Genomic DNA, 23,299 nt, shown 5'->3' on the forward strand with positions numbered 1-23,299 from the left:
CCACAAGAATACACAGTACTTAAACAAGTAATAAATAAATATTTTAACCAAGTTATATAATGTGATTTCATGTGTTTTTATTTCAAATTTACAGAGTAAATGGCGTAATAATTATCATTTTAAAATAAGTTTAACGGTTGTTGAGTATGCTTTTACTTTTTTTGAGTGGCTTTTTTCGTATTTTTGAAAAATGAAAGAAGAGCAAGTAATATTGGTTACTCCACAAGACGAACCTATTGGTTTAATGAATAAAATAGAGGCTCACGAAAAAGCCTTGTTACACAGAGCCTTTTCTGTTTTTGTGCTTAATGCCAAAGGAGAGGTTATGCTACAGCAAAGAGCACACCATAAATATCATTCGCCTTTATTATGGACAAATACATGTTGTAGCCATCAGCGAGCAGGAGAAACCAATATTGAAGCAGGAAAAAGAAGGCTTCAAGAAGAAATGGGATTTGAAACCGATTTGAAAGAATTGTTTCATTTTATTTACAAAGCACCTTTTGATAACGGACTTACCGAACATGAGCTAGACCATGTAATGATAGGTTACTATAATGATGAACCCGAAATAAATACTGACGAAGTGGAAAGCTGGAAATGGATGTCTATAGAAGATATTAAACAAGATATGAAAGCTCAACCCGACATTTATACCGTGTGGTTTAAGATTATATTTGATGAATTTTACCATTTTTTAGAAAAAGATTTTATATAATAGATAGCTAATATTGAAAATAATTTAAAATGAAAGCGACTGTTTCTAGAAAAGCACACTTTAATGCAGCTCATAGACTTTATCGAAAAGATTGGGATAATGCTAAAAATGAAGCAGTTTTTGGTAAGTGTAACAATCCAAATTTTCATGGGCATAATTACGAACTTATTGTTTCTGTAACTGGTGAGATAAGCCAAGAAACTGGTTACGTTGTTGATACTAAAGTTCTTTCCGATTTAATAAAAATTCATATCGAAGATGTATTAGATCATAAGAATTTGAATTTAGATGTGCCCGATTTTCAAAACTTAATTCCCACTGCAGAAAATATTGCAGTTGTAATTTGGAATAAATTAAGACCTTATATAGATATTAATTGTAAACTCGAAATTACACTTTACGAAACCCCAAGAAATTTTGTTACCTTTTGTGGTGAATAAAACTAAATTTTATTAAATGAATTTATATCCATTACAATTTTACCCTCAATTACATGAACGAATATGGGGAGGTGTAAAACTGAATACTATATTAAATAAAGCAATCCCTAATAATAGTATTGGCGAATCGTGGGAGTTAAGTACAGTTCCAAATAATGTTAGTATTATTTCTAATGGGGCTTACGCAAATCTTTCATTTCAAGAACTTATCAATCAGTTTCCAAACGAAGTATTGGGCACAAAGGTTTATAAAAAATATGGCAACCAGTTTCCGTTGTTGTTTAAGTTTTTAGATGCTCGCGAAGATTTGTCTATACAAGTTCACCCCAATGATGATTTGGCACAAAAGAGACATAATTCTTTTGGGAAAACAGAAATGTGGTATGTGGTTCAAGCAGAGCCTGAGGCAAAAATTATAGTAGGATTTAAAGAAAATAGTTCTCAAGATATCTATGTAAAGCATCTAAAAGAAAAGTCTTTACTAGATTTGCTCGATGTCGTTCCCGCTCAAGCAGGCGATGTGTTTTTTTTAGAGACAGGTACAGTACATGCTATAGGTGCAGGTTGTCTTATTGCCGAAATTCAGCAAACATCAGACATCACCTATCGTATTTACGATTTTGATAGGGTAGATGCACACGGAAAAATGAGAGAGTTGCATACAGAACAAGCTTTAGATGCAATAAATTATAATAAGACAGAAGCAAAAGTAAGCTATCAAGCTGTTTGTAACGAACCTGCAACTTTAGTAAACTGCGATTATTTTACCACAAAATTAGTAGAAATAGATAGTAAATTAATTGTCCAAAAAAATACCGATAATTTTGTGGTATATATGTGTGTTGAAGGTTCTGGAAGTATTACTGTAGATAATTTAGAATACAGTTTTGCATTGGGGGATACAGTATTATTACCAGCATCACTTGTTGAATTTGCTCTGCAAGGAAATGCTAAATTGTTAGAAATAACTATAGTTTAATGTTGATTTGAAAGATATTGTGTACTTTTGTGCTAAATTTTAAAAAATATTCAAAATGGCTAATGTAAGAAATCTTAAGAAAGATATTAATTATGTATTGGGAGATATACTTCAAGCAATCTATATTCATGAAATGACTACTGCAGGAAAACCTACAGAAACTACCAATGCACTTATCGATGAAGCACTTCAATCTTTTGATACATTGATGGCAAAAGTAAATGCTAAAAATGTTGAAAACAAAAAAAATCATTTTAAACAAATCAACAAAGATTTAGAAGAAACTGCAAATCAATTGGTTGAAAAAATCAACGCATTGTAGTATAAAAAAAACTCAAAAAAAGTATAAAAATATTTTGCAGGTTTAAAATCTGCTATTATATTTGCACCACAATAAATGAGTTGCCGGTGTAGCTCAGCTGGCTAGAGCAGCTGATTTGTAATCAGCAGGTCGTGGGTTCGAGTCCCTCCATCGGCTCAAAAAAAGGAAAGCTTTCACTTTCCTTTTTTTATTTAATAAAATCACGAATTTTGTTCAATACGTGAGTATCTCCCAAAATTTTTCTGTGTCCTAAACCTGTGGTAATATACAGTTCGTGGTTTTTGAGTTTCGAAGCAATGTTGTATGCAGCTTTTACAGGCACATCTACATCGTCTGTATCATGAATGATAAGTACTGGTAATTCTATTTGTTCGGCAGCTACAGAAGCTGAATAATCATTCATTTTTATTTGAAATTTTGATTCAAAATGTTTGGTTAATTTTTCAGAAATACTTGGTTTCATTCTTAATTTCCTTACAAATTCATCTGTAATATCTTTTATAATATCACCACTTCCAATAATTACCACTTTGTTTACAGTGATACCTTGTTTTATAGCATTTAAAGTAGCCATACTACCCAACGAATGTCCTACAATAACATTAAACCCACTATACAGTTTATTTAAATGATGGATACAAGCAATAAATTCTGTCATGATTGTAGTTTTTCCAGACGAATTTCCATGTGCAGGAGCATCAAAACTAATTACTCTAAATCCGTGTGCAACCAATAAATCGGCAATTTTTACAAGCTGAGTACCTCTGCCAGACCAACCATGAACAAGTAAAGCATTACGACTTCCGTTGCCATATTCATAAACGGTAATGTTTTTGTTTATACTACTCATGTTTATTTGTTTTTGAATACTATTTTCGAGCATATGGAACTCTCGTTTAGGAACTTTATGCCTTATTGGAGTAGCAAAGAGTTTTGCGGCAAATAGAGTTGCTAGTTTTGGCGAAGTGTATTCTAATAGTTTTGCAGTGTATAGTATGCCTTTTGGAATTTTCACAATAAATAAAGTGTTAGTGTGAGTAAAAGTATGATAGAATAAAATTTGAGGCTAAATTATAACTTATTATTATTTTTTGTAACTTGTATCGTTAAAATAATAACGAGTAAAATGTTAAATCAGAAAAGAGTAATTATAGAAAATGTAGAACCTCAAATTGATAATGGTTCATTTTTCATTAAAAGAGTTGTAGGGCAAAAAGTATGCGTATCTGCCGATATTATTTCCGATGGGCATGATGTTATGGAGGCTGTAGTGCAGTACAAACATGAAAAAGAAAAGCGTTGGACAGAAATAAGAATGCAAGCTTTACCCAATGATGTTTTTGAAGCTACTTTTGGTGTAGAAAAGCAAGGTTATTATACTTATTTTGTAGAAGCATGGATTGATTATGCTTTAAATTGGCAATACGGCATCGGTAAAAAAATCAAAGATAATCAACATGTAACTTCCGAACTTTTGGAAGGTGTAGAGTATATAAAACCCTTGTTGGAAAAAGTAAATGCTTCAGAAAAAAAATATTTAAACGATATTATTTCATTATTTTCTGATCACAAAAATTATGATAAAGCTATAATCGAAGCTGTTTCAGAAAAACTGCAAGCGATTTTTAAAAAATACCCTGCAAAATTTTTAGCCAATCAATCCCAACCATTGCAAGTTTATGTAGATAGGCAAAAAGCATTATTTAGTACTTGGTATGAGTTTTTTCCGCGTTCGGCTTCTCGTGTAGAAGGACAGCATGGAACTTTTAAAGACTGCGAAAAAATATTGCCAAAAGTTGCCAAAATGGGTTTTGATACTTTGTATTTTCCTCCTGTTCATCCTATTGGTGAAGTAAATAGAAAAGGTAAAAATAACGCCACCGAAGCCCAAACCAACGATGTGGGCTCTCCTTGGGGTATAGGTTCTCAATATGGAGGACATAAAGATTTGCATCCTAATTTAGGTACGCTAGACGATTTTAAATCTTTAGTCAATACAGCCAAAGAATTGGGTATAGAAGTAGCTATGGATTTTGCTTTGCAAGCAGCTCCCGATCATCCTTGGGTAAAAAAACACCCTCAATGGTTTAAATGGCGACCAGACGGTACAGTACAATATGCCGAAAATCCTCCCAAAAAATATCAAGATATTTTACCTATTTATTTTGAAAGCGATGATTGGAAAAATCTTTGGAAAGAACTTTTATCTTGTGCATTATTTTGGGTAGAAGAGTGTGGTATACGTGTTTTTAGGGTAGATAATCCGCATACAAAACCTTTCTACTTTTGGGGTTGGCTTATCGCTGAGGTAAAGAAAAAACACCCTGATGTTTTATTCTTGGCAGAAGCTTTTACGCGACCAAAAATTATGCACGAGCTAGCCAAACAAGGTTTCACCCAATCGTATACTTATTATACTTGGCGAAATACAAAAGCCGAATTACAAGAATACCTAACCGAGCTTACCAAAACAAATCAAAAAGAGTTTTTCAGACCGAATTTTTGGCCAAATACACCCGATATTAATCCGTTTCCATTGCAGGGAGCTAATGAGAGTACACACCTGCAAAAATATTTCTTAGCCGCTACCTTAAGTTCATCGGTAGGGATTTATGGGCCTGTTTTTGAATATATGATTTCTGATGCGCTACCAGGAAAAGAAGAATATGCAGATAGCGAAAAATATCAAATAAGACATTGGGATTGGCAGAAAGAAAACAAAATTACGATGCTAATTGCCAAAATTAACGAAATAAGAAAACAACAAAGTTCTTTGCAGCAAACCAATAATATAGAATTATGCGATACCGATAACGACCAAATTATAGCATACTATAAATTTGACGATACAAAAGAGAATGAAACCCTTATGATAGCTAGTCTAGATGCTTATTACTCCAAACAAGCATGGGTAAAACTGCCGTTACAATCGTTAGGCATAGCACATGGGCAAACCATTACAGTAACCGATTTAATCACAGGAAATAGTTACCACTGGAGTAACGAGTGGAACTTTGTAGAATTGCACCCCGCTTTGCCGTTTCATTTATTTAAAATAGAAAAATGATGCTCTAGTTTAAGTAGCATATTCAATAATAACTCATGTTTGTTGAGGTAATACAGTTATAAAATGAAAAATAATAATCAAGATACTTTTGCCACACCATTTCAATTTAAAAACGAATGGAAAGATGCTTTTTTGGATGCTGATTTTATAAAAATTTTCTCATCTGATATTTTAGAGAACTACATCATCAACAAAAGGTGGTATGGAGGAAAAGCAAGTACATTAAAGTATATTGAGGTTGTCGATCATTTTAAAATAACTTCTACAAAAAATACGTACTACGGTGTATTACTCGAGGTAAATTTTAAAGAAGCTTTTTTTCAGCACTATTTTATGCCTATCGCTTTCATGACCAATGATGAGCTCGATACCAATACTATTATTGCTCCTGCTCAATTTGGAAAAATAAGTGGTTTTTTGGTAGATGCGCTTCATCAAGAAGACTTTAGAAAATTGCTATTCGATAATATAGCCCAATCTGTAGATACCAAAGGACTCAAACTCATTTTTCATAAAGGCTCTCATTTGGCAGACAAAGAGTATAAGTCGTCTAAATTTATGGGAGTAGAACAAAGCAATACATCTATTATTTACAATGATGCTTTTGTACTTAAAATATTCCGTAGAATTTATGTAAGTACCAATCCAGACTACGAAATAAGTAGGTTTTTAACCGAAAGAATGCATTACCAAAATACACCTGCCTATACAGGAAGTATCAATCTTGCTCTACCAGAAGGAAATATAACTTTGGGTTTAATGCAAGAGTTAGTGCCCAATCAAGGCGATGCTTGGAAGTTTATGTTAGAACAAATAGATGGTGTTTTTGATAACCTTTCTAGAAAAAAAATTAAAATAGATAAACTGCCTCAAGTAGACTTATTTAAACGCCTTAAAATAAACGAAATACCACCAGAAATTATAGATTGGGTTGGGCTAAGTCTATTTCTTAAAGTAAAAACATTAGCCTTGCGCACAGCAGAAATGCACATAGCTTTGGGTAGCGATATTCACGAAACTGCTTTTACCCCAACAACATACAACGGCGATTATACAGTATGGTTAAAAAACAGGTTATTGTATCAATTTCAAAACCGATTAAACATAATAGAAAATAGTTTACACAAACTAGATGGTATGGCATTGGAGCTAGCTCATCAATTTTTGGAAAACAAAAAACTGATACGAAAGCATTTTGTAGATTTTGATTGGACAAAAATGAAATCAGAGCGTATTCGTATTCATGGCGATTTTCATTTAGGACAAGTTTTGGTAAATGGCGATGATTTTTACATTTTAGATTTTGAAGGAGAACCAGAAAGTACCATTCGAGACAGAAAAGTAAAGCAACCACCTCTAAAAGATGTAGCTGGAATGTTTCGCTCGTTTCATTATGCAATATATGCTACTATTTTTAACAATGGCTCCAATTATCCCTATCAAAATGAAGAGCTTTTTGCGGCGGGAGAATTACTATTTAAATATTTAGTAGGTACATTTTTGGAAACCTACATAGAAAAAGTACAAGAAGAAAATTTGAATATAGGATATAGTCATGAAATAAATTTTTTACTTAAATACTGTATATTAGAAAAAGCAGTCTACGAATTAGGTTACGAGCTAAACTCACGTCCGCGTTGGGCAGTTATTCCATTGCGAGGCATTCAAACCATTATGGGGTATTAATTTAAGGTTAAGCAAGGAGTGACAACTTGGGTTAATTAATAAATACAAGAATAATTAAAAGCACAATCTGTCGTCCCGAGCAGTTTATATTTAACGCAGACGAAATACAGTTGAGAGAATGCTAAGTTAGAAATAGATTCAAAATATGAAAATAGAAGATTTGTCAAAAGTACTAGATGAAATAAAAATTAGATTTTCAAGTAGGTTCATTACTTATTTTATAGTGTATTGGCTAATTTTTCATTGGCGAATTTCTGTTGCTCTTATCTGGTACGACAGGTCTCAAATTCAAGCTGAAGGGTGTAGATCTATTTTTGAATTTATAAGAAAACAATTGATTGTTAATAATTACCATTGTGAGGTTTTTTGGTATGCACTTGGTTCAACCATAGCTTTTCCAATAATAAAAACTATGATTTTAGCTTTTGATGCAATAATTGTTGTTTGCAGAAAAAATTGGATATCTAAAATTAATGAAGATGAACTTTTTTATAAAAATATTGAATTAGAAAAAAATATTGATAACATAAATAATGTTAAATTACTAGATGGTCAATGGATTTTTTCTTTTTCTAAATTTAAAGATGATAAAAATAATAATATTAAAACACCTCAACCTATTTATATTATAAATGGAGAATGGTATTCTTTGAATGAAGAAGGTATTAAGACAGGTCCATACTTTCGTATTGAAAACTTTTTTTTAAATGAAAAAAAGAATCAATTGTCTTTTACTAAAAATGTAATTAAGCCAAATGGAGAGATTACTTATTTTGATAAAAATAAATATAATGTATTAACACTAAACAACGGTAATATCAATTTTTTGAGAGGAACTGAAAATGGAGAAGAGGTTGATTACGAAAAAATTAAATAATGTAGAGATTTTACAAAAGACAAAACCAATCTAGCCCTGATTGCAGTGGCACGAAGTAGAACGTAAAGCAGGAATAGGGAAACCTAAAATGCCCAAACCATTCGCTCCAAATAAAATAATAATAATATCAATTGCAATATCAATATCAATTGCAAAAAATAAAAAAAATAAAAATGAACCCAATACAACCACATACTTTATTTACCGATTTTGATATCGATTTATTCAAAGCAGGAAAACATTTTCAACTCTACGAAAAATTAGGAGCACATCTTATAGAAGTAAACGGTATCAAAGGCTGTTACTTTGCGGTTTGGGCTCCATCTGCCAAAAGTGTGTCGGTAGTAGGCGATTTTAACTATTGGGTAGAAGGGCAACACCCTCTTTATGTTCGTTGGGATAGTTCGGGTATTTGGGAAGGTTTTATACCTCATGTTGATAAAGGAACAAAATACAAATTTAAAATAGTCTCACACAATAATACAGCTACAGAAAAAGCCGATCCGTTTGCGTTTTATTGCGAAACGCCACCAAATACAGCTTCGGTAGTTTGGGATTTGCAACACTCATGGAACGATACCACATGGATAGAAAAACGCAAAAAGCATAATGCTTTAAATCAACCTTACTCGGTATACGAAGTGCACTTAGGTTCTTGGAAACGCAATGCAGAAGGAAAGTTTTTAACCTATTTAGAACTAGCCGATCAACTTGTAAATTATGTAAAAGAAACAGGCTTTACTCATGTAGAGTTTATGCCCGTTATGGAATATCCTTACGATCCCTCTTGGGGATATCAATTGGTAGGTTATTTTGCACCAACGTCTCGTTTTGGTAAACCACAAGATTTTATGGTTTTGGTAGATAAGTTGCATGAGGCCGGAATAGGAGTTATTTTAGATTGGGTACCTTCTCATTTTCCAAGCGATGCTCATGGACTTGGCTTTTTTGATGGTTCACATCTATACGAACACCCCGATATTAGAAAAGGGTATCACCCCGATTGGAAAAGCCTAATATTTAATTATGGAAGAAATGAAGTCCGTTCGTTTTTAATAAGCAATGCTATTTTTTGGTTAAAAAATTATCACATAGACGGCCTTCGAGTTGATGCTGTAGCATCGATGCTTTATTTGGATTATTCAAGAAAAGACGGCGAGTGGGAGCCCAATATGTATGGAGGTAGAGAAAATCTAGAAACCATTAGTTTCTTAAAAGATTTCAACGAAGCCGTATATGCTCAATTTCCAGATGTGCAAACAATAGCCGAAGAAAGTACTAGTTTCCCTATGGTATCGCGCCCTACTTATCTTGGCGGATTAGGTTTTGGAATGAAATGGATGATGGGCTGGATGCACGATACACTCCAATATTTTGGAAAAGAAACGGTGTATAGAAAATACCATCAAAACGACCTTACATTTTCTTTAACGTATGCTTTTACTGAGAATTTTATGTTGCCACTTTCACACGATGAAGTAGTATACGGTAAACATTCTATTTTAGGGCGTATGCCTGGAGACGAATGGCAACGGTTTGCAAATTTAAGACTACTATATGGGTATATGTTTACCCACCCAGGTGCTAAATTGTTGTTTATGGGAGGCGAATTTGGGCAAAGCTCCGAATGGGATTTTCAACAAAGTTTAGATTGGCATTTGCTCGATTATAGTTATCATAAAGGCATTAAACAATGTATTTCAGATTTGAACAGCCTTTATAAAAACTACCCTGCTTTGTATGAAAAACAGTTTTCGGCAGATGGTTTCGAATGGATTAATTATTCAGATAATGAAAACTCTGTAATTGCCTATATTCGTAAAGGAAACGATGCAAAAGATAATCTTGTAATTGTGTGTAATATGACACAAGTTGTACACGAAAATTACCGTATAGGTCTTCCTGCTTCAAAATCATTGAAAGAAATATTCAATTCAGATAAGTTGGAATATAACGGAAGCGGTGTGCAAAACAATTTTTCTATTCCTGTACAGCCTATTGCATGGCATGGCAAAACATACTCTGCAGGAATTAAACTTCCACCTTTGGCAGTGAGTGTATTTAAGGTAGAATAGTCTGTAAAAAGGTTTTTATGAGTCGCAAACGTTGTAGTTAAAAAATCTTTACGGTTCATAATTGATTATAGATTTCATCTTTGTAAATTTGGCTTTTTTGCAAAAATGTAATTATGATTATTAATACAATACTCGAAAATAAAGGCGATTTATTTCCTTCAAAAATTATATCGTACAAGCATGAAGTAGATGCCGTAGATTTTTTTACAGATAATAATGTTATTCTGAGAGTTACAGTGCTTAGAGATAGCCTAATTCGCTTTAGATTCACTGCAAAAGGTTATTTTAGTAACGATTTTTCGTATGCTATAGACAAAACCCAATCTCATGGTTACAATGTATTGGAAATTCAAGATAAAGAAGACCACTACCGTATTACCACTTCCAAAGTATATGTTGTAATACAAAAACACGATTGTAGAGTTGGTATTTATGAACTAGACGGAACTACAATACTCGAAGATGAGCTTGGATTTCATTGGGAAGAATGTTACGAGTATGGCGGAAACATTGTAAAAATGAGTAAAGTTTCTCACGAAGGGGAATCTTTTTACGGACTTGGAGACAAAGCCACTCATTTTAATTTAAAAGGAAAAAGAGTCGAAAATTGGGCTACCGATCAATATGCTTTTCAAAAAGATCAAGAACCTTTGTACAAAGTAGTTCCTTTTTATGTAGGGTTACATAATCAAAAAGCCTATGGAATATTTTTTGATAATACATTCCGTTCTTTTTTCGATTTTAGCCACGAGCGCAAAGGTGTAACAAGTTTTTGGGCAGATGGAGGCGAAATGAACTACTATTTTATTTATGGCCCAAAAATGAGTGATGTGGTAACTACTTATACACATCTTACTGGTAAACCAGAACTACCACCATTATGGACACTTGGCTACCAACAATGCAAATGGAGTTATTATCCAGAAAGTAAAGTAAAAGAAATTACAGGAAAATTTAGAGAATTACAAATACCCTGCGATGCTATTTATTTGGATATCGATTACATGGATGGTTTTCGCTGTTTTACTTGGAACAAAGACTATTTTCCAAACCCAAAACAAATGGTATCCGATTTAGCAAAAGACGGATTTAAAACCGTTGTGATTATCGATCCAGGGATAAAAATAGACAAAGAATATTGGGTGTACAAAGAAGCTCTAGAGAAAGACTATTTTTGTAAACGCGCTGATGGCCCATATATGAAAGGTAAAGTGTGGCCTGGCGAATGTAATTTTCCAGATTTTACCAATCCAGAAGTACGAGAGTGGTGGGCAGGACTTTTTAAAGAATTGGTGGCAGAAATAGGTGTAAAAGGTGTTTGGAATGATATGAATGAACCTGCTGTAATGGAAGTTCCAACCAAAACATTCCCATTAGATGTGCGTCATAATTATGATGGAAATAATTGTAGCCACCGTAAAGCACACAACATCTACGGTACGCAAATGGCACGTGCTACTTACGAGGGTGTAAAACGATTTGCATACCCAAAACGTCCATTTGTAATTACCCGCTCGGCATATTCAGGAGCACAACGCTATACCTCTTCTTGGACAGGCGATAACATAGCAACATGGGAGCATTTATGGATTGCCAATATTCAAATGCAACGTATGTCTATATCCGGAATGGGATTTACAGGTTCAGATATTGGAGGCTTTGCAGAGCAACCTTCGGCAGAACTCTACGCTCGTTGGATACAACTTGGGGTTTTTCACCCTTTTTGCCGTACCCATTCTTCTGGGCATCATGGTGAGCAAGAACCTTGGAGTTTTGGTGAAGAAGTAATTAATATTACAAGAAAATTTGTAGAACTTCGTTACCAATTATTACCTTATCTCTACACCATGTTTTGGCAATATGTAAATGATGGTGTTCCTATGCTTAAACCTTTGGTATATTACGATCAAACAGATATTCAAACTCATTATAGAACAGATGAGTTTATCTTTGGAAACCAAATTTTAGTATGTCCTATTTTAGAACCCAATGCACAAGGTAGAAGAATGTATCTTCCCGAAGGCAATTGGTATAACTATTGGACAAATGAATTGGTTTCGGGTAAAAAAGAACTTTGGGTAGCTACAGATTTTGATCAAATTCCATTGTTTATTAAAGAAGGAGCCATTATTCCTAAATATCCTATACAACAATATGTAGGTCAAATAGAGCATCCAGAATTAGCATTAGAAGTATACTATAAATTAGGTAAAGAAAAATCGTATGTCTATGAAGATGCTCAAGATGGTTACGATTATAACAAAGGCAGGTATAGCTATAAAACATTCACTTTAACAGGTAAAGAAAAAGAAGTTTTTATCAACCAACATAAAGAAGGTACTTACGAGAATCAGTACCAAACGATAAAAATCTGTTTAAAAGGGTTGAATTTTAAAATAACAGGTATAGAAATTGATAATGAGAAAGTAAGTTTTGAAAGTGTTAATTTTGTAGAAAATTCACTACAAATAAACAAAGACTTCTCAGAATTGCATATTTTTGGAGAATAATTAAATAATTATATTTCATCTAAAAAGTAAGAGTATGAAAAAATCAATTTTAATAGCAGTCATTGCAATTTTTGCCTTGGTTTTGTCATGTGCAAAAAACCCTTTTACAGGAGCAAAAACGCTAGCCTTAGTGCCTAATAGTGAAATACTTCCTTCGGCATTTCAGCAATATAATCAGTTCTTAACCGAAAACAAAGTTGTTACAGGTACTACAGATGCCAAAAAAGTTGAAACAGTGGGTACTAAAATTAAAGTAGCTGCCGAGAGATGGCTTAACGCAAACGGGTATCAAGATTATTTAAAAGATTACCAATGGGAGTATAAATTGGTAGAAGACAAAGCTGTAAATGCTTGGTGTATGCCAGGAGGTAAAATTGTTGTATACAGTGGCATATTACCCGTAACCAAAGACGATGCAGGTTTAGCAACAGTATTAGGTCATGAGGTAGCACATGCTTTAGCAAATCATGGACAACAACGCATGAGTGCTGGATTATTACAACAATTGGGTGGAGCAGGAGTTGCAGTTGCAACTGGTGGTAAAAGTGCAGAAACGCAACAATTAGCCATGACAGCTTACGGTGCAGCAACTCAATATGGAGGAATGTTACCTTTTAGTAGAAGTCATGAAAGTGAAGCCGACAAAATAGGACTTACACTTATGGCAATTGCAGGTTATAATCCAGATCAAGCTGTAATTTTTTGGGAAAGAATGTCTGCCAATTCAGCAGGTCAAGCTCCGCCAGAGTTTATGAGTACACACCCTTCAGATGCTACACGTATTGCACAAATAAAAGAATTAATACCAAGTGCAAAAGCAGAAGCAGCAAAATTTGGAGTAAACTTTAAGTAATAAAAAAACACTATATTTGAAACCGTTCTGAAAAACTCAGAGCGGTTTTTTTATTATAAAAAGTATTTTTATGCCAAATCTTCCAAAAGGACATCCTAAATTATTAAATGCTTGGGCTTTTTACGACTGGGCAAATTCAGTTTACAGTCTCGTTATAGCATCTGCTGTTTTCCCGATATATTATGAATTAATATTCAAAAACAATGGTAGAGATTATGCTTTATTTTTTGGGCAAAAAGTAAAAGCAACAGCCATGATTAGTTTTGTAACGGCTTTTGCATTTATGTGGGTTGCATTTTTATCGCCAATACTATCGGGTATAGCAGATTATTTAGGTAATAAAAAAGCATTTCTTCGTTTTTTTTGTTACATGGGGGGCTTATCTTGTATAGGTTTGTATTGGTTTGATATACAAAATTTAACAACAGGTTATGTTTTTTACTTTTTTGGACTAATAGGTTTTTGGTCTAGTTTAGTGTTTTACAATTCGTATTTACCAGATATAGCTTTTCCAGAACAACAAGATAAAGTGAGTGCACGAGGCTTTTCTATGGGATATATTGGCAGTACTATCTTGCTTATTATTAATCTAGCTATGGTCATGTTTCCAAAAACTTTTGGGGTTCCAAGTGCAGAACAAGCTATGAAAATATCTTTTGTAATGGTAGGAATATGGTGGATAGGTTTTAGCCATATTACCTATTATTTTTTACCCAAAGGGCGAAAAGAATTAAAACCTATTACTAAGAAAGTAATATTTGATGGCTTTCACGAAATAAAAGAAGTTTGGAAACAACTTACCTTAAATTTAAGTTTAAAAAAGTATCTCTACAGTTACTTTGTATTTATTATGGCAGTACAAACGGTAATGCTTGTGGCTACTTATTTTGGCGCTACAGAGATTGCATGGAAAACGCCGAGTCAAAAAACTAAAGGACTGATTATTAGTATATTGTTTATACAGTTGGTGGCTGTTGTAGGAGCAATTATTACCTCTAGACTTTCGGCAAAATTTGGTAATATTAAAACCCTTATAGGCTTAAATGCTTTTTGGTTTTTGCTTTGTGTATTTGCTTATTTTGTTACAGAACCAGTAGAGTTTTATTCTATTGCAGGCTTTGTTGGTTTGGTTATGGGAGGTATTCAAAGTCTAGCTCGTTCTACCTATTCTAAACTTTTGCCCGAAACAGAAGACACAGCTTCTTTTTTTAGTTTTTATGATGTAACTGAAAAAGTAGGTATTGTAATTGGCATGACCATTTACGGCACGATAGACATGGTTACAGGTTCTATGCGTAATGCCATAGTTTTTTTAGGGCTGTTTTTTTTAATAGGAATGTTATTATTAATGAGAGTTCCTAAAAATAGCGTGAATCAATAAGATTATTTATTATATTTGAAAAATATTACCATAAATTGATTTTAAAATGAAAAAAATAGTACAAAGTATAACTGTCATTTTCAGTTTATTACTTTTAATTTCTTGTGATGTAGAACCAGTAGACAATGGTTTGTTATTAAACGATAATACATCAGTAAATCCAACAAACCCTACCAACCCAACAGGGGCTGTATTTAAGGCCGATTTTGGAGGTCAAACGTGGTCTGCCACACAATATTCTGCCAATATTTTTAATGGAAAAATTGAAATTGGAGGTGTTAAACCTTCTGGAGAAGCATTTGCTTTTTTGCTTAATGGCACTTCTGTAGGTACTTATCCTTCAACATCCAATTTAATTGCCTACATACCACCAACAGGAGTTAATGAGTACATTGCTTTCAATCCTGCAAATCCAACGGCTGTAGTAGGTAGTGTTATGGTTACTACTATAGATGCTGCAAACCATACTATCTCTGGGGTTTTTAATTTTACAGGATATTGGGATGATTATAGTGTAACCAATGTTCCTCCAATTAATTTTACAAACGGTGTTTTTACCAATATTCCATACACTACTATAAATACGAATACCGATAGTTTTTTTGCTAAAGTAGACGGTACAGAGTTTGTAGAAGATAGTATTGATGTTACCGAGGTTATTGCTTCAGGTTTCCCTGATGCTTACAGTATTGTGGGTAAAAAAACAAATGGTGATAATGTTGGTTTATGGATTGCCCAATCATTAGGTGTAGGTACTTACCAAATTACAGGTCCTTTTGGTACAGAAGTCAATTCTACTTGTTTGTTTGGCGGAGTTCTTTACAATGGAGTTTCGGGTTCTATAACCATTATTTCTAAAGCAAATGGTAGGCTAAAAGGGACTTTTAGTTTAGTAGATCAAAACATGACTACGCTTGCCACCAAAACAATATCAGAAGGTACTTTTGATGTAGAATTACCTTAATAGTACACACCATATAGAGCAAATCTCTTTCAAATTTATTTGAAAGAGATTTGTTTTTTTACAATCATCAATAATTCTACATTCCGAAATAAATTATTACTTTTGTACACTTATTAAAACTGCAAAAATATGTCGAAAATAACACTTGGCGGTAACGAAATACATACAAATGGTACATTGCCCGAAGTAGGAAGTATAGCTCCAAATTTTGAGTTGGTAGCCAACGATTTAAGCACAGTTTCTTTAGAAAATTATAAAGGATACAAATTGGTATTAAATATCTTTCCAAGTATTGATACGGGTACTTGTGCAACATCTGTTCGTACTTTTAATGCACAAGCCAATGCTTTACAAAATACCAAAGTGCTTTGTATATCTAGAGATTTGCCTTTTGCTCAAAAAAGATTTTGCGGTTCTGAAGGTCTAGAAAACGTAATCAATTTATCTGATTTTAAAGAAGGAGCATTTGGTAAAAATTATGGTTTAGAAATTATAGATGGTCCGCTTCAGGGCTTGCATTCTCGTGTTGTTATTGTTTTAGACGAAAATGGAGTTGTAAAATATACCGAGCAAGTGGCAGAAATTGCAAATGAACCAAATTACGACCAAGCCTTGGCAAGTTTATAAGCTATGAGTGAATTTCAAAGAGATAAGAGGTTTTTAACAGGTCGATTTAAGAGCATAGGGTTTGCCATAAAAGGCGCCTTAAAACTAGCCACTACAGAGCATAGTGTAATGGTGCAATTATCGGTAGCTTTTTTAGCGATATTAGCTGGATTTTATTTTAAAATTTCTCGCGAAGAGTGGATGGTACAAACCCTTGCTACAGGATTGGTATTGGGTGTTGAAGGTCTTAATACCGCAGCAGAAAAAATAGCCGATTTTATACATCCAGATTACCATAAAAAAATTGGTTTCATTAAAGATATTGCGGCAGGAGCCGTATTTTTTGCTGCACTAACAGCTATAGCTATTGCTTGTTTAATATACATTCCAAAAATATAATTTTACATGGCCAAAACAGTAAAAAAACAAAACAGTAAAAACCCAGATGAGCAAGATGTTAAGTTGAATTTGCAAAAAAGTCAATACAAAGTTCTATTTGGGTTATTGCTTATATTGTTTGCTATTGCATTGGCGGTTTCTTTTGTTTCTTTTTTTGTGTATGGTCAGCAAGATCAAAGTTTACTAAACAACTTATCAGACAGAACCAATACTGCAGAAAATTGGTTTGGTAAAATAGGTGCTTTCTTATCCGATTTTTTTATCTACAAAGGGTTTGGTATAGGATCATTTATGTTGGTGAAATTGTTTTTGCTTACTGGAGCCTACCTTACTTTTCAAATGCCATTAAAAAAACTAAAAAACGTTTGGTTTTGGGATTTGTACCTCATGATTTTTATATCGGTAACTTGCGGTTTTTTTGCAACCAATCTACCCGAACTAGGCGGAACTATAGGATTTGAAATTAATGCTTTTTTACAAGATTTTGTTGGAAATGTCGGTGTTATTTTGGTGCTTATTTTGGCTGTATTTATTTATTTATTATTCAAAATTAAAATTTCTCCCGACACTATTAAATCTACTATAGAATCGGGTAAAGAGCGTTTTAAAACCGAAAACAAAGAAGTTTTTTCGCCAGAGCAAAAAGAAAACATACCCAATTACAATTTAGAAGAATTTGAAGTAAAAGAAAACGAAGAAGATTTTTCTCTAGAAGATATAGTGCTTAAAACGGTACCTGCTTTTGATGAAAAACCCACTTCGCAATTTGAAATAAATAAAGAAGCTTTAAAACCTACAATATCGAGTTATTCTGAAATAGAATTAGAGCCTACTATTAAAAAAACAATACCTCAAACACAAGAACCTCTTGTAGAAAAAACAGAAGTTATTGTAACAGACGATGAAAACTTTGTGATTGAAAAAGCCCAAGACGAAGATATTGTAGAAGAAAACTTGGCAGCCAAACTTGTAGAAAATTTTGGAGAATTTGATCCTACTTTGGAACTATCTAACTATAAATTCCCTACCATTGATTTACTAAAAGATTATGGAACTTCGGGTATAACGATAAACCAAGCAGAATTAGAAGAAAATAAAAACAATATTGTTGAAACCTTACGAAATTACAAAATAGATATTGCCCAAATTAAAGCTACAGTAGGACCTTCGGTTACTTTGTATGAAATTGTTCCAGAAGCAGGAATTAGAATTTCAAAAATTAAAAGTTTAGAAGATGATATAGCTTTGTCGCTTTCGGCTTTAGGTATTCGTATTATTGCTCCAATTCCAGGTAAAGGCACTATTGGTATTGAAGTGCCCAATAAAAACCCTACTATGGTTCCTATGAAATCAGTCATTTCATCGGCCAAGTTTCAAGAAGCCGAAATGGAGTTGCCTATCGCTTTGGGTAAAACCATCTCCAACGAAACGTTTGTAGTAGATTTAGCCAAAATGCCTCACATGCTTATGGCAGGTGCAACAGGGCAAGGTAAATCGGTTGGATTAAATGCCGTATTAACCTCGTTGTTGTACAAAAAACACCCTGCAGAAGTAAAATTTGTGCTTGTAGATCCAAAAAAGGTAGAGCTAACTCTTTTTAATAAAATAGAACGCCATTATTTGGCAAAATTGCCCGATACCGAAGATGCGATTATTACAGATAATACAAAGGTAATCAATACATTAAATTCATTGTGTATTGAAATGGACAACCGCTATTCGTTGCTTAAAGATGCTATGGTGCGAAATATTAAAGAATATAACGCCAAGTTTAAGCAAAGAAAACTAAATCCAGAAAACGGACATCGGTTTTTACCTTATATTGTATTGGTAGTAGATGAGTTTGCCGATTTGATTATGACCGCAGGCAAAGAAGTCGAAACACCTATTGCTCGTTTGGCACAATTGGCGCGTGCTATTGGTATACATTTAATTATAGCGACACAACGCCCATCGGTAAACGTAATTACAGGGATTATTAAAGCAAATTTCCCTGCTAGAATTGCATTTAGAGTTACTTCAAAAATCGATTCAAGAACTATTTTAGATACACAAGGGGCAGACCAGCTTATAGGTAGAGGAGATCTTCTATACACCAACGGCAACGATTTGGTAAGGGTACAATGTGCTTTTGTAGATACTCCCGAGGTAGAAAAAATAACCGAATTTATTGGTGCACAAAAAGCTTATGCAACCGCTTATTTATTGCCCGAATATGTTGGCGAAGAAGGTAGTTCTGTAAATTTGGATATAGATATTTCTGAACGAGACAGCATGTTTAGAGAAGCTGCAGAGATTATCGTAACAGCTCAACAAGGTTCGGCATCATTATTGCAACGAAAGTTAAAGCTAGGTTATAATAGAGCAGGTAGACTTATCGATCAACTAGAAGCAGCAGGTATTGTTGGCCCATTTGAAGGGAGTAAAGCTCGTTCGGTAAATATACCTGATTTGGTAGCCTTAGAACATTTTTTTAATAACGAACAATCATAATTTTGAAATGAAATTTAACAACAATTCAATAGCTACAACGTTTTTTAAATTTACAAATAGTAAAGTTTTCTCTTTAGTATTTCTACTGTTTGCTGTTTTTTCTACGCAAGCACAAGATAAAAAAGCAAAAGATTTATTGGATGAAGTAACTGCAAAAATCAAAAAGCACAAGAATATTGTTATTGATTTTAAGTATACTTTGAACAATGCTAAAGAAAATATCAATCAAGAAAGCAAGGGTAGTGTAACTATTCAAGGAAATAAATATGTGTTGAACTTTTTGGGTGTTACCAAAATTTACGATGGCAAAAAAACATATACTATTGTGCCAGAAGATGAAGAAATTACTATTTCATCGGTAAATGATAAAGATGAAAAAGCGATAACACCTTCAAAAATGCTTACTTTTTTTAATAGTGGTTATACGTATAAGTGGGATATTTCTCAAAACATAAAAGGCAGAAAAATTCAGTATGTAAAACTTACACCAACGGCCAAAAAAGACACTCGCAAAGAAGTACTTTTAGGAATAGACACACAAACTAAAACCATTTACAACGTAATTGAAGTAGGTAAAAACGGTACAAAAACTACTTTAACCGTTAATTCTTTTAAAACAAATCAGCCATTGCCAAAAAATCAATTTACATTTGTAGCCAGTAAATATCCAAACTACTACATTAATAAATTAGATTAGTCTTTGTGAAAATATTAGATAAGTATTTATTAAAATCATTCTTGATTACATTTACTACGGTATTTGTAATCTTGTTTTTTATATTCATACTCCAAGTGGTATGGCTTTATATCTCTGAATTGGCAGGAAAAGATTTAGACTTTGGTCTGATCATGAAATTCCTCACATTCAAAATGCCAAGTTTGGTTCCTATGGTGTTGCCACTTTCGGTATTGCTTTCGTCTATAATGACCTACGGAAGCCTCTCTGAAAACTATGAGTTTGCCGCCATGAAATCCTCTGGAATTTCTTTGCAAAGAGCCATTCGTCCGTTAGTTTATTTTATTGGCGTTCTAGCCGTAATCTCTTTCTTTTTTGCCAACAATGTAATTCCGTTTGCAGAATATAAATTTGTCAATTTTAGACGCCATTTGGCACAAGTAAAACCTGCTATGGCTATTGGCGAAGGACAACTTAGCGAAATAGGTTTGTACACAATAAAGGTTGAGAAAAAATCTGGGCCTAGTGGTAATTTATTAAGCGGGGTAACCATTCATGTAAAATTGCCAAATGGCGAAGGAAATAAAACAGTTATCAAAGCCAAGTCGGGAGAATTGATAAGTAGCGAAGATTCAAATGTGTTAAAACTTGTTTTAAAAGACGGCTATTATTACGAAGATATTTTGCCTCAAAAATATGAAGAACGAGAAAAACAACCGTTTGTAAAATCGAGTTTTGCCAAAGACGTTATTTATATGGACTTGACAAAACTTAACCAAACAGACCAAAACCAAGCAGAGATTACAAGTACAAGTACCATGCTTACTATTGGACAACTTCGGTATACCATAGATTCTCTCAAAACCAATTTAAAGAAAGATATTATTTCATCATCAGAAAATTTGTACCAGCGCACGGGTGTAAACAGTATATTTAGATACAACACAAAGCCAGAAAATTTTGACTATAACAATATGTTGAAAGATTTTGATGACTCAGAAAAGCTTCAAATACTTACTATTGCCAAATCATCGATAGAAAATACAGGTTTTTCTATTGAAACCTCAAAGTTAGAATTAGAAAACAAACAAAAAAATATCAACTTACATTGGATATCATTTTGGGAAAAATTCATGATTGCTTTTTCATGTATTCTCATGTTTTTTATTGGAGCTCCACTAGGAGCCATCATAAGAAAAGGAGGAATGGGATTACCCATTGTTTTTGCCATGGCGATATTTATTATTTTTCACTTTGTAAATACCTTTGGTAAAAAAGTAGCTCAAGAAGGCGGTATACCTGCATTTTTTGGGGTTTGGCTTTCAACACTAGTCTTGATACCTCTTGCGGTTTATTTAACCAAAACAGCCATAAACGATATTGGAGGTTTAATAACCTTAGACCAAATAGGTACTTCGTTTAAAAACTTGCTTAGACTCAATACATACCAAGAAAGTCCAGATGAAAATGCTGTGCTTGTAGATATCGAAAACTATGCTTTTACCAAAGATGATGCGTGGTACGAATTAGAAAAATTATCAACTCAAACACTTATTAATGTAGTTAAATACGCTAAAAAAAATAATTATAGTTTTGATTATAGAACAAAAGCTTTACTTATTTTAAACGAAAGAGGCATTACCCAAGAACAATTAGCCGAAACCAACAATTTGCACGATTCGAGCTATACTATAGTACGTTCGTTATTGGCCGATTATAAATTGCATGCACGCATCACGTTGTTTTTTAGTATTCTTACTTTTGTATTAAGTAATGCTTTGGTTAATAAAATTAATGTGATCACGATACTTGGATTTGTTGTATCGTTGGTGTTGTATTATGTGTTTTTGGCCATTTCAAAATCCAATCTAAAAGAAATCGAAAAAATATCCAATAAGCAAATTATAGATAAGGTTTACACATTACTCTATTTTATGTTTCCACTTTATATCATTGGGTATTTTACGTATAATAAGCATCTAAAAAAAGCTTTTACAGACTATTAAACTTAACCCATGAATGCAAATAGCATACAACTCAACACCATTGAAGAAGCCATAGAAGATATCCGCAAAGGAAAAGTAATTATTGTGGTAGATGACGACGATCGAGAAAATGAAGGCGATTTTTTGGCTGCTGCCGAAATGGTTACGCCCGAAATGATTAATTTTATGGCTACACACGGTCGCGGACTTATATGTGTGCCTCTTACCGAATCGAGATGCAAAGAGTTGATGTTAAATCCAATGGTTACAAACAATACCGATATTATGGAAACGGCCTTTACCGTTTCGGTAGATTTGCGAGGTAATGGAGTAACTACAGGCATATCGGCACATGATAGAGCCAAGACGATACAAGCACTTATTGACGAAAATACCAAACCTCACGATTTAGGACGCCCAGGACATATTTTTCCGCTTATAGCCAAACAAGGAGGCGTTTTAAGACGAACAGGTCATACAGAAGCAGCAATAGATTTTGCTCGATTGGCAGGCTTAAAACCCGCCGGAGTTATTGTAGAGATCATGAATGAAGATGGAACAATGGCGCGTCTTCCTCAGCTTATAGAAGTGGCTCAAAAGTTCGATTTAAAGCTAGTTTCTATAGAAGAATTGGTTGCCTATAGAATGAAACACGATAGTTTGATTGTAAAAAAAGAAGATTTTGAAATACAAACACGCTTTGGAACCTATAGATTACGTGCCTACCTGCAAACAACCAACAAACAAGTCCATCTCGCCCTTACCAAAGGCACATGGAATCAAGGAGAACCAATACTTACACGAATTAATTCAACCCAAATAAACAACGATATTTTGGGTACACTAACCCATAGTGCCGATAAAAAACTAGACGATATGTTTGCCTTGATACATGCACAAGAAAAAGGGGCTATGCTATTTATAAACCAAGAAATTCAAACCTTAAACTTATTGGATAGATTAAGCGAATTAAAAGCGTTGCAAAAAAATGGCGTAGTGCAAGCTCCACAAATTAAAATGGATGTAAAAGATTTTGGTATAGGAGCTCAAATATTACATGATTTGAATATATCCAAATTGCGTCTTATTTCAAATTCAGACCATATAAAACGAGTAGGAATGATAGGGTATGGTTTAGAAATAGTAGAATACGTTACTTATTAAAGCTAATAAATAGAAGAGTATCAAGAGGTTGAAAAATAATTAAATTTTTACCCCCAAACCTTTTGGAAAAACAAAAAAAGCTTCTATATTTGCACTCGCATTAA

The 23,299-nt window shown here is 33.5% G+C and carries 19 protein-coding genes and 1 tRNA gene; 19 read left to right on the forward strand and 1 reads right to left on the reverse strand.

Features of this window, described 5'->3' with window-relative positions; all coding sequences use genetic code 11:
• Positions 1–190: 190 nt before the first annotated feature.
• The 5 genes from idi (at position 191) to Q361_RS04925 (ending at position 2,615) form a co-directional block, all read left to right on the forward strand.
• Positions 191–718, forward strand: a complete 528-nt coding sequence (gene idi / locus Q361_RS04905) for an isopentenyl-diphosphate Delta-isomerase (protein WP_103725603.1) — start codon at positions 191–193, stop codon at positions 716–718.
• A 29-nt stretch (positions 719–747) separates the two neighbouring features.
• Positions 748–1,158 (forward strand): 6-pyruvoyl trahydropterin synthase family protein, encoded by a 411-nt coding sequence (locus tag Q361_RS04910; protein WP_103725604.1) that lies wholly within the window; start codon positions 748–750, stop codon positions 1,156–1,158.
• 16 nt (positions 1,159–1,174) lie between these two features.
• The gene (locus tag Q361_RS04915) at positions 1,175–2,137 is read left to right on the forward strand and encodes a type I phosphomannose isomerase catalytic subunit (RefSeq protein WP_103725605.1); all 963 of its coding nucleotides are present in this window, start codon (positions 1,175–1,177) and stop codon (positions 2,135–2,137) included.
• Positions 2,138–2,192: 55 nt separating this feature from the next.
• On the forward strand, positions 2,193–2,459 hold the full coding sequence (locus tag Q361_RS04920; RefSeq protein WP_103725606.1) for a hypothetical protein: 267 nt from the start codon (positions 2,193–2,195) through the stop codon (positions 2,457–2,459).
• A gap of 82 nt (positions 2,460–2,541) precedes the next feature.
• A tRNA-Thr gene (locus tag Q361_RS04925) sits at positions 2,542–2,615 on the forward strand.
• A 31-nt stretch (positions 2,616–2,646) separates the two neighbouring features.
• Here the strand turns inward: Q361_RS04925 and Q361_RS04930 are convergent.
• Complete coding sequence (locus tag Q361_RS04930; RefSeq protein ID WP_245874609.1) at positions 2,647–3,474, reverse strand: alpha/beta fold hydrolase; 828 nt, start codon at positions 3,472–3,474, stop codon at positions 2,647–2,649.
• Positions 3,475–3,585: 111 nt separating this feature from the next.
• On the opposite strand from Q361_RS04930, the gene Q361_RS04935 reads away from it, so the two are divergent.
• From Q361_RS04935 to ribB, 14 genes are all read left to right on the forward strand, one after another.
• A complete protein-coding gene (locus tag Q361_RS04935; RefSeq protein ID WP_103725608.1) occupies positions 3,586–5,526 on the forward strand; it encodes an alpha-1,4-glucan--maltose-1-phosphate maltosyltransferase in 1,941 nt (646 codons plus the stop codon).
• 63 nt (positions 5,527–5,589) lie between these two features.
• Complete coding sequence (locus tag Q361_RS04940; RefSeq protein ID WP_103725609.1) at positions 5,590–7,212, forward strand: trehalose synthase; 1,623 nt, start codon at positions 5,590–5,592, stop codon at positions 7,210–7,212.
• Between the two features lie 145 nt (positions 7,213–7,357).
• Positions 7,358–8,089, forward strand: coding sequence for a hypothetical protein (locus tag Q361_RS04945; protein ID WP_103725610.1), 732 nt, complete (start codon positions 7,358–7,360; stop codon positions 8,087–8,089).
• Between the two features lie 173 nt (positions 8,090–8,262).
• Positions 8,263–10,164, forward strand: coding sequence for a 1,4-alpha-glucan branching protein GlgB (glgB, locus tag Q361_RS04950; RefSeq protein ID WP_103725611.1), 1,902 nt, complete (start codon positions 8,263–8,265; stop codon positions 10,162–10,164).
• A 113-nt stretch (positions 10,165–10,277) separates the two neighbouring features.
• Entirely contained in the window at positions 10,278–12,674 is a 2,397-nt protein-coding gene (locus Q361_RS04955; RefSeq protein WP_103725612.1) for a glycoside hydrolase family 31 protein, read from the forward strand.
• A 34-nt stretch (positions 12,675–12,708) separates the two neighbouring features.
• A complete protein-coding gene (locus Q361_RS04960) occupies positions 12,709–13,527 on the forward strand; it encodes a M48 family metallopeptidase (RefSeq protein WP_103725613.1) in 819 nt (272 codons plus the stop codon).
• A gap of 70 nt (positions 13,528–13,597) precedes the next feature.
• Positions 13,598–14,908, forward strand: a complete 1,311-nt coding sequence (locus tag Q361_RS04965) for an MFS transporter (RefSeq protein WP_103725614.1) — start codon at positions 13,598–13,600, stop codon at positions 14,906–14,908.
• Between the two features lie 46 nt (positions 14,909–14,954).
• Complete coding sequence (locus Q361_RS04970; protein WP_103725615.1) at positions 14,955–15,872, forward strand: DUF6252 family protein; 918 nt, start codon at positions 14,955–14,957, stop codon at positions 15,870–15,872.
• Between the two features lie 129 nt (positions 15,873–16,001).
• A complete protein-coding gene (gene tpx, locus Q361_RS04975; RefSeq protein ID WP_103725616.1) occupies positions 16,002–16,499 on the forward strand; it encodes a thiol peroxidase in 498 nt (165 codons plus the stop codon).
• Positions 16,500–16,502: 3 nt separating this feature from the next.
• Positions 16,503–16,877 (forward strand): diacylglycerol kinase family protein, encoded by a 375-nt coding sequence (locus tag Q361_RS04980; protein ID WP_103725617.1) that lies wholly within the window; start codon positions 16,503–16,505, stop codon positions 16,875–16,877.
• A gap of 6 nt (positions 16,878–16,883) precedes the next feature.
• Positions 16,884–19,370 (forward strand): DNA translocase FtsK, encoded by a 2,487-nt coding sequence (locus Q361_RS04985; protein WP_103725618.1) that lies wholly within the window; start codon positions 16,884–16,886, stop codon positions 19,368–19,370.
• Positions 19,371–19,377: 7 nt separating this feature from the next.
• The gene (locus tag Q361_RS04990; protein ID WP_103725619.1) at positions 19,378–20,067 is read left to right on the forward strand and encodes a LolA family protein; all 690 of its coding nucleotides are present in this window, start codon (positions 19,378–19,380) and stop codon (positions 20,065–20,067) included.
• Positions 20,068–20,072: 5 nt separating this feature from the next.
• Positions 20,073–22,052, forward strand: a complete 1,980-nt coding sequence (locus Q361_RS04995; RefSeq protein WP_103725620.1) for an LptF/LptG family permease — start codon at positions 20,073–20,075, stop codon at positions 22,050–22,052.
• A 9-nt stretch (positions 22,053–22,061) separates the two neighbouring features.
• Positions 22,062–23,195 (forward strand): 3,4-dihydroxy-2-butanone-4-phosphate synthase, encoded by a 1,134-nt coding sequence (gene ribB / locus Q361_RS05000; RefSeq protein ID WP_103725621.1) that lies wholly within the window; start codon positions 22,062–22,064, stop codon positions 23,193–23,195.
• Positions 23,196–23,299 lie beyond the last annotated feature (104 nt).

Source organism: Flavobacterium croceum DSM 17960, from assembly GCF_002917885.1.
Taxonomy (GTDB): domain Bacteria; phylum Bacteroidota; class Bacteroidia; order Flavobacteriales; family Flavobacteriaceae; genus Flavobacterium; species Flavobacterium croceum.

Coding starts and splice junctions, on each gene's coding strand:
- idi (WP_103725603.1), top strand. CDS start 191: ATGAAAGAAGAGCAAGTAATATTGGTTACTCCACAAGACGAACCTATT.
- Q361_RS04910 (WP_103725604.1), top strand. CDS start 748: ATGAAAGCGACTGTTTCTAGAAAAGCACACTTTAATGCAGCTCATAGA.
- Q361_RS04915 (WP_103725605.1), top strand. CDS start 1,175: ATGAATTTATATCCATTACAATTTTACCCTCAATTACATGAACGAATA.
- Q361_RS04920 (WP_103725606.1), top strand. CDS start 2,193: ATGGCTAATGTAAGAAATCTTAAGAAAGATATTAATTATGTATTGGGA.
- Q361_RS04935 (WP_103725608.1), top strand. CDS start 3,586: ATGTTAAATCAGAAAAGAGTAATTATAGAAAATGTAGAACCTCAAATT.
- Q361_RS04940 (WP_103725609.1), top strand. CDS start 5,590: ATGAAAAATAATAATCAAGATACTTTTGCCACACCATTTCAATTTAAA.
- Q361_RS04945 (WP_103725610.1), top strand. CDS start 7,358: ATGAAAATAGAAGATTTGTCAAAAGTACTAGATGAAATAAAAATTAGA.
- glgB (WP_103725611.1), top strand. CDS start 8,263: ATGAACCCAATACAACCACATACTTTATTTACCGATTTTGATATCGAT.
- Q361_RS04955 (WP_103725612.1), top strand. CDS start 10,278: ATGATTATTAATACAATACTCGAAAATAAAGGCGATTTATTTCCTTCA.
- Q361_RS04960 (WP_103725613.1), top strand. CDS start 12,709: ATGAAAAAATCAATTTTAATAGCAGTCATTGCAATTTTTGCCTTGGTT.
- Q361_RS04965 (WP_103725614.1), top strand. CDS start 13,598: ATGCCAAATCTTCCAAAAGGACATCCTAAATTATTAAATGCTTGGGCT.
- Q361_RS04970 (WP_103725615.1), top strand. CDS start 14,955: ATGAAAAAAATAGTACAAAGTATAACTGTCATTTTCAGTTTATTACTT.
- tpx (WP_103725616.1), top strand. CDS start 16,002: ATGTCGAAAATAACACTTGGCGGTAACGAAATACATACAAATGGTACA.
- Q361_RS04980 (WP_103725617.1), top strand. CDS start 16,503: ATGAGTGAATTTCAAAGAGATAAGAGGTTTTTAACAGGTCGATTTAAG.
- Q361_RS04985 (WP_103725618.1), top strand. CDS start 16,884: ATGGCCAAAACAGTAAAAAAACAAAACAGTAAAAACCCAGATGAGCAA.
- Q361_RS04990 (WP_103725619.1), top strand. CDS start 19,378: ATGAAATTTAACAACAATTCAATAGCTACAACGTTTTTTAAATTTACA.
- ribB (WP_103725621.1), top strand. CDS start 22,062: ATGAATGCAAATAGCATACAACTCAACACCATTGAAGAAGCCATAGAA.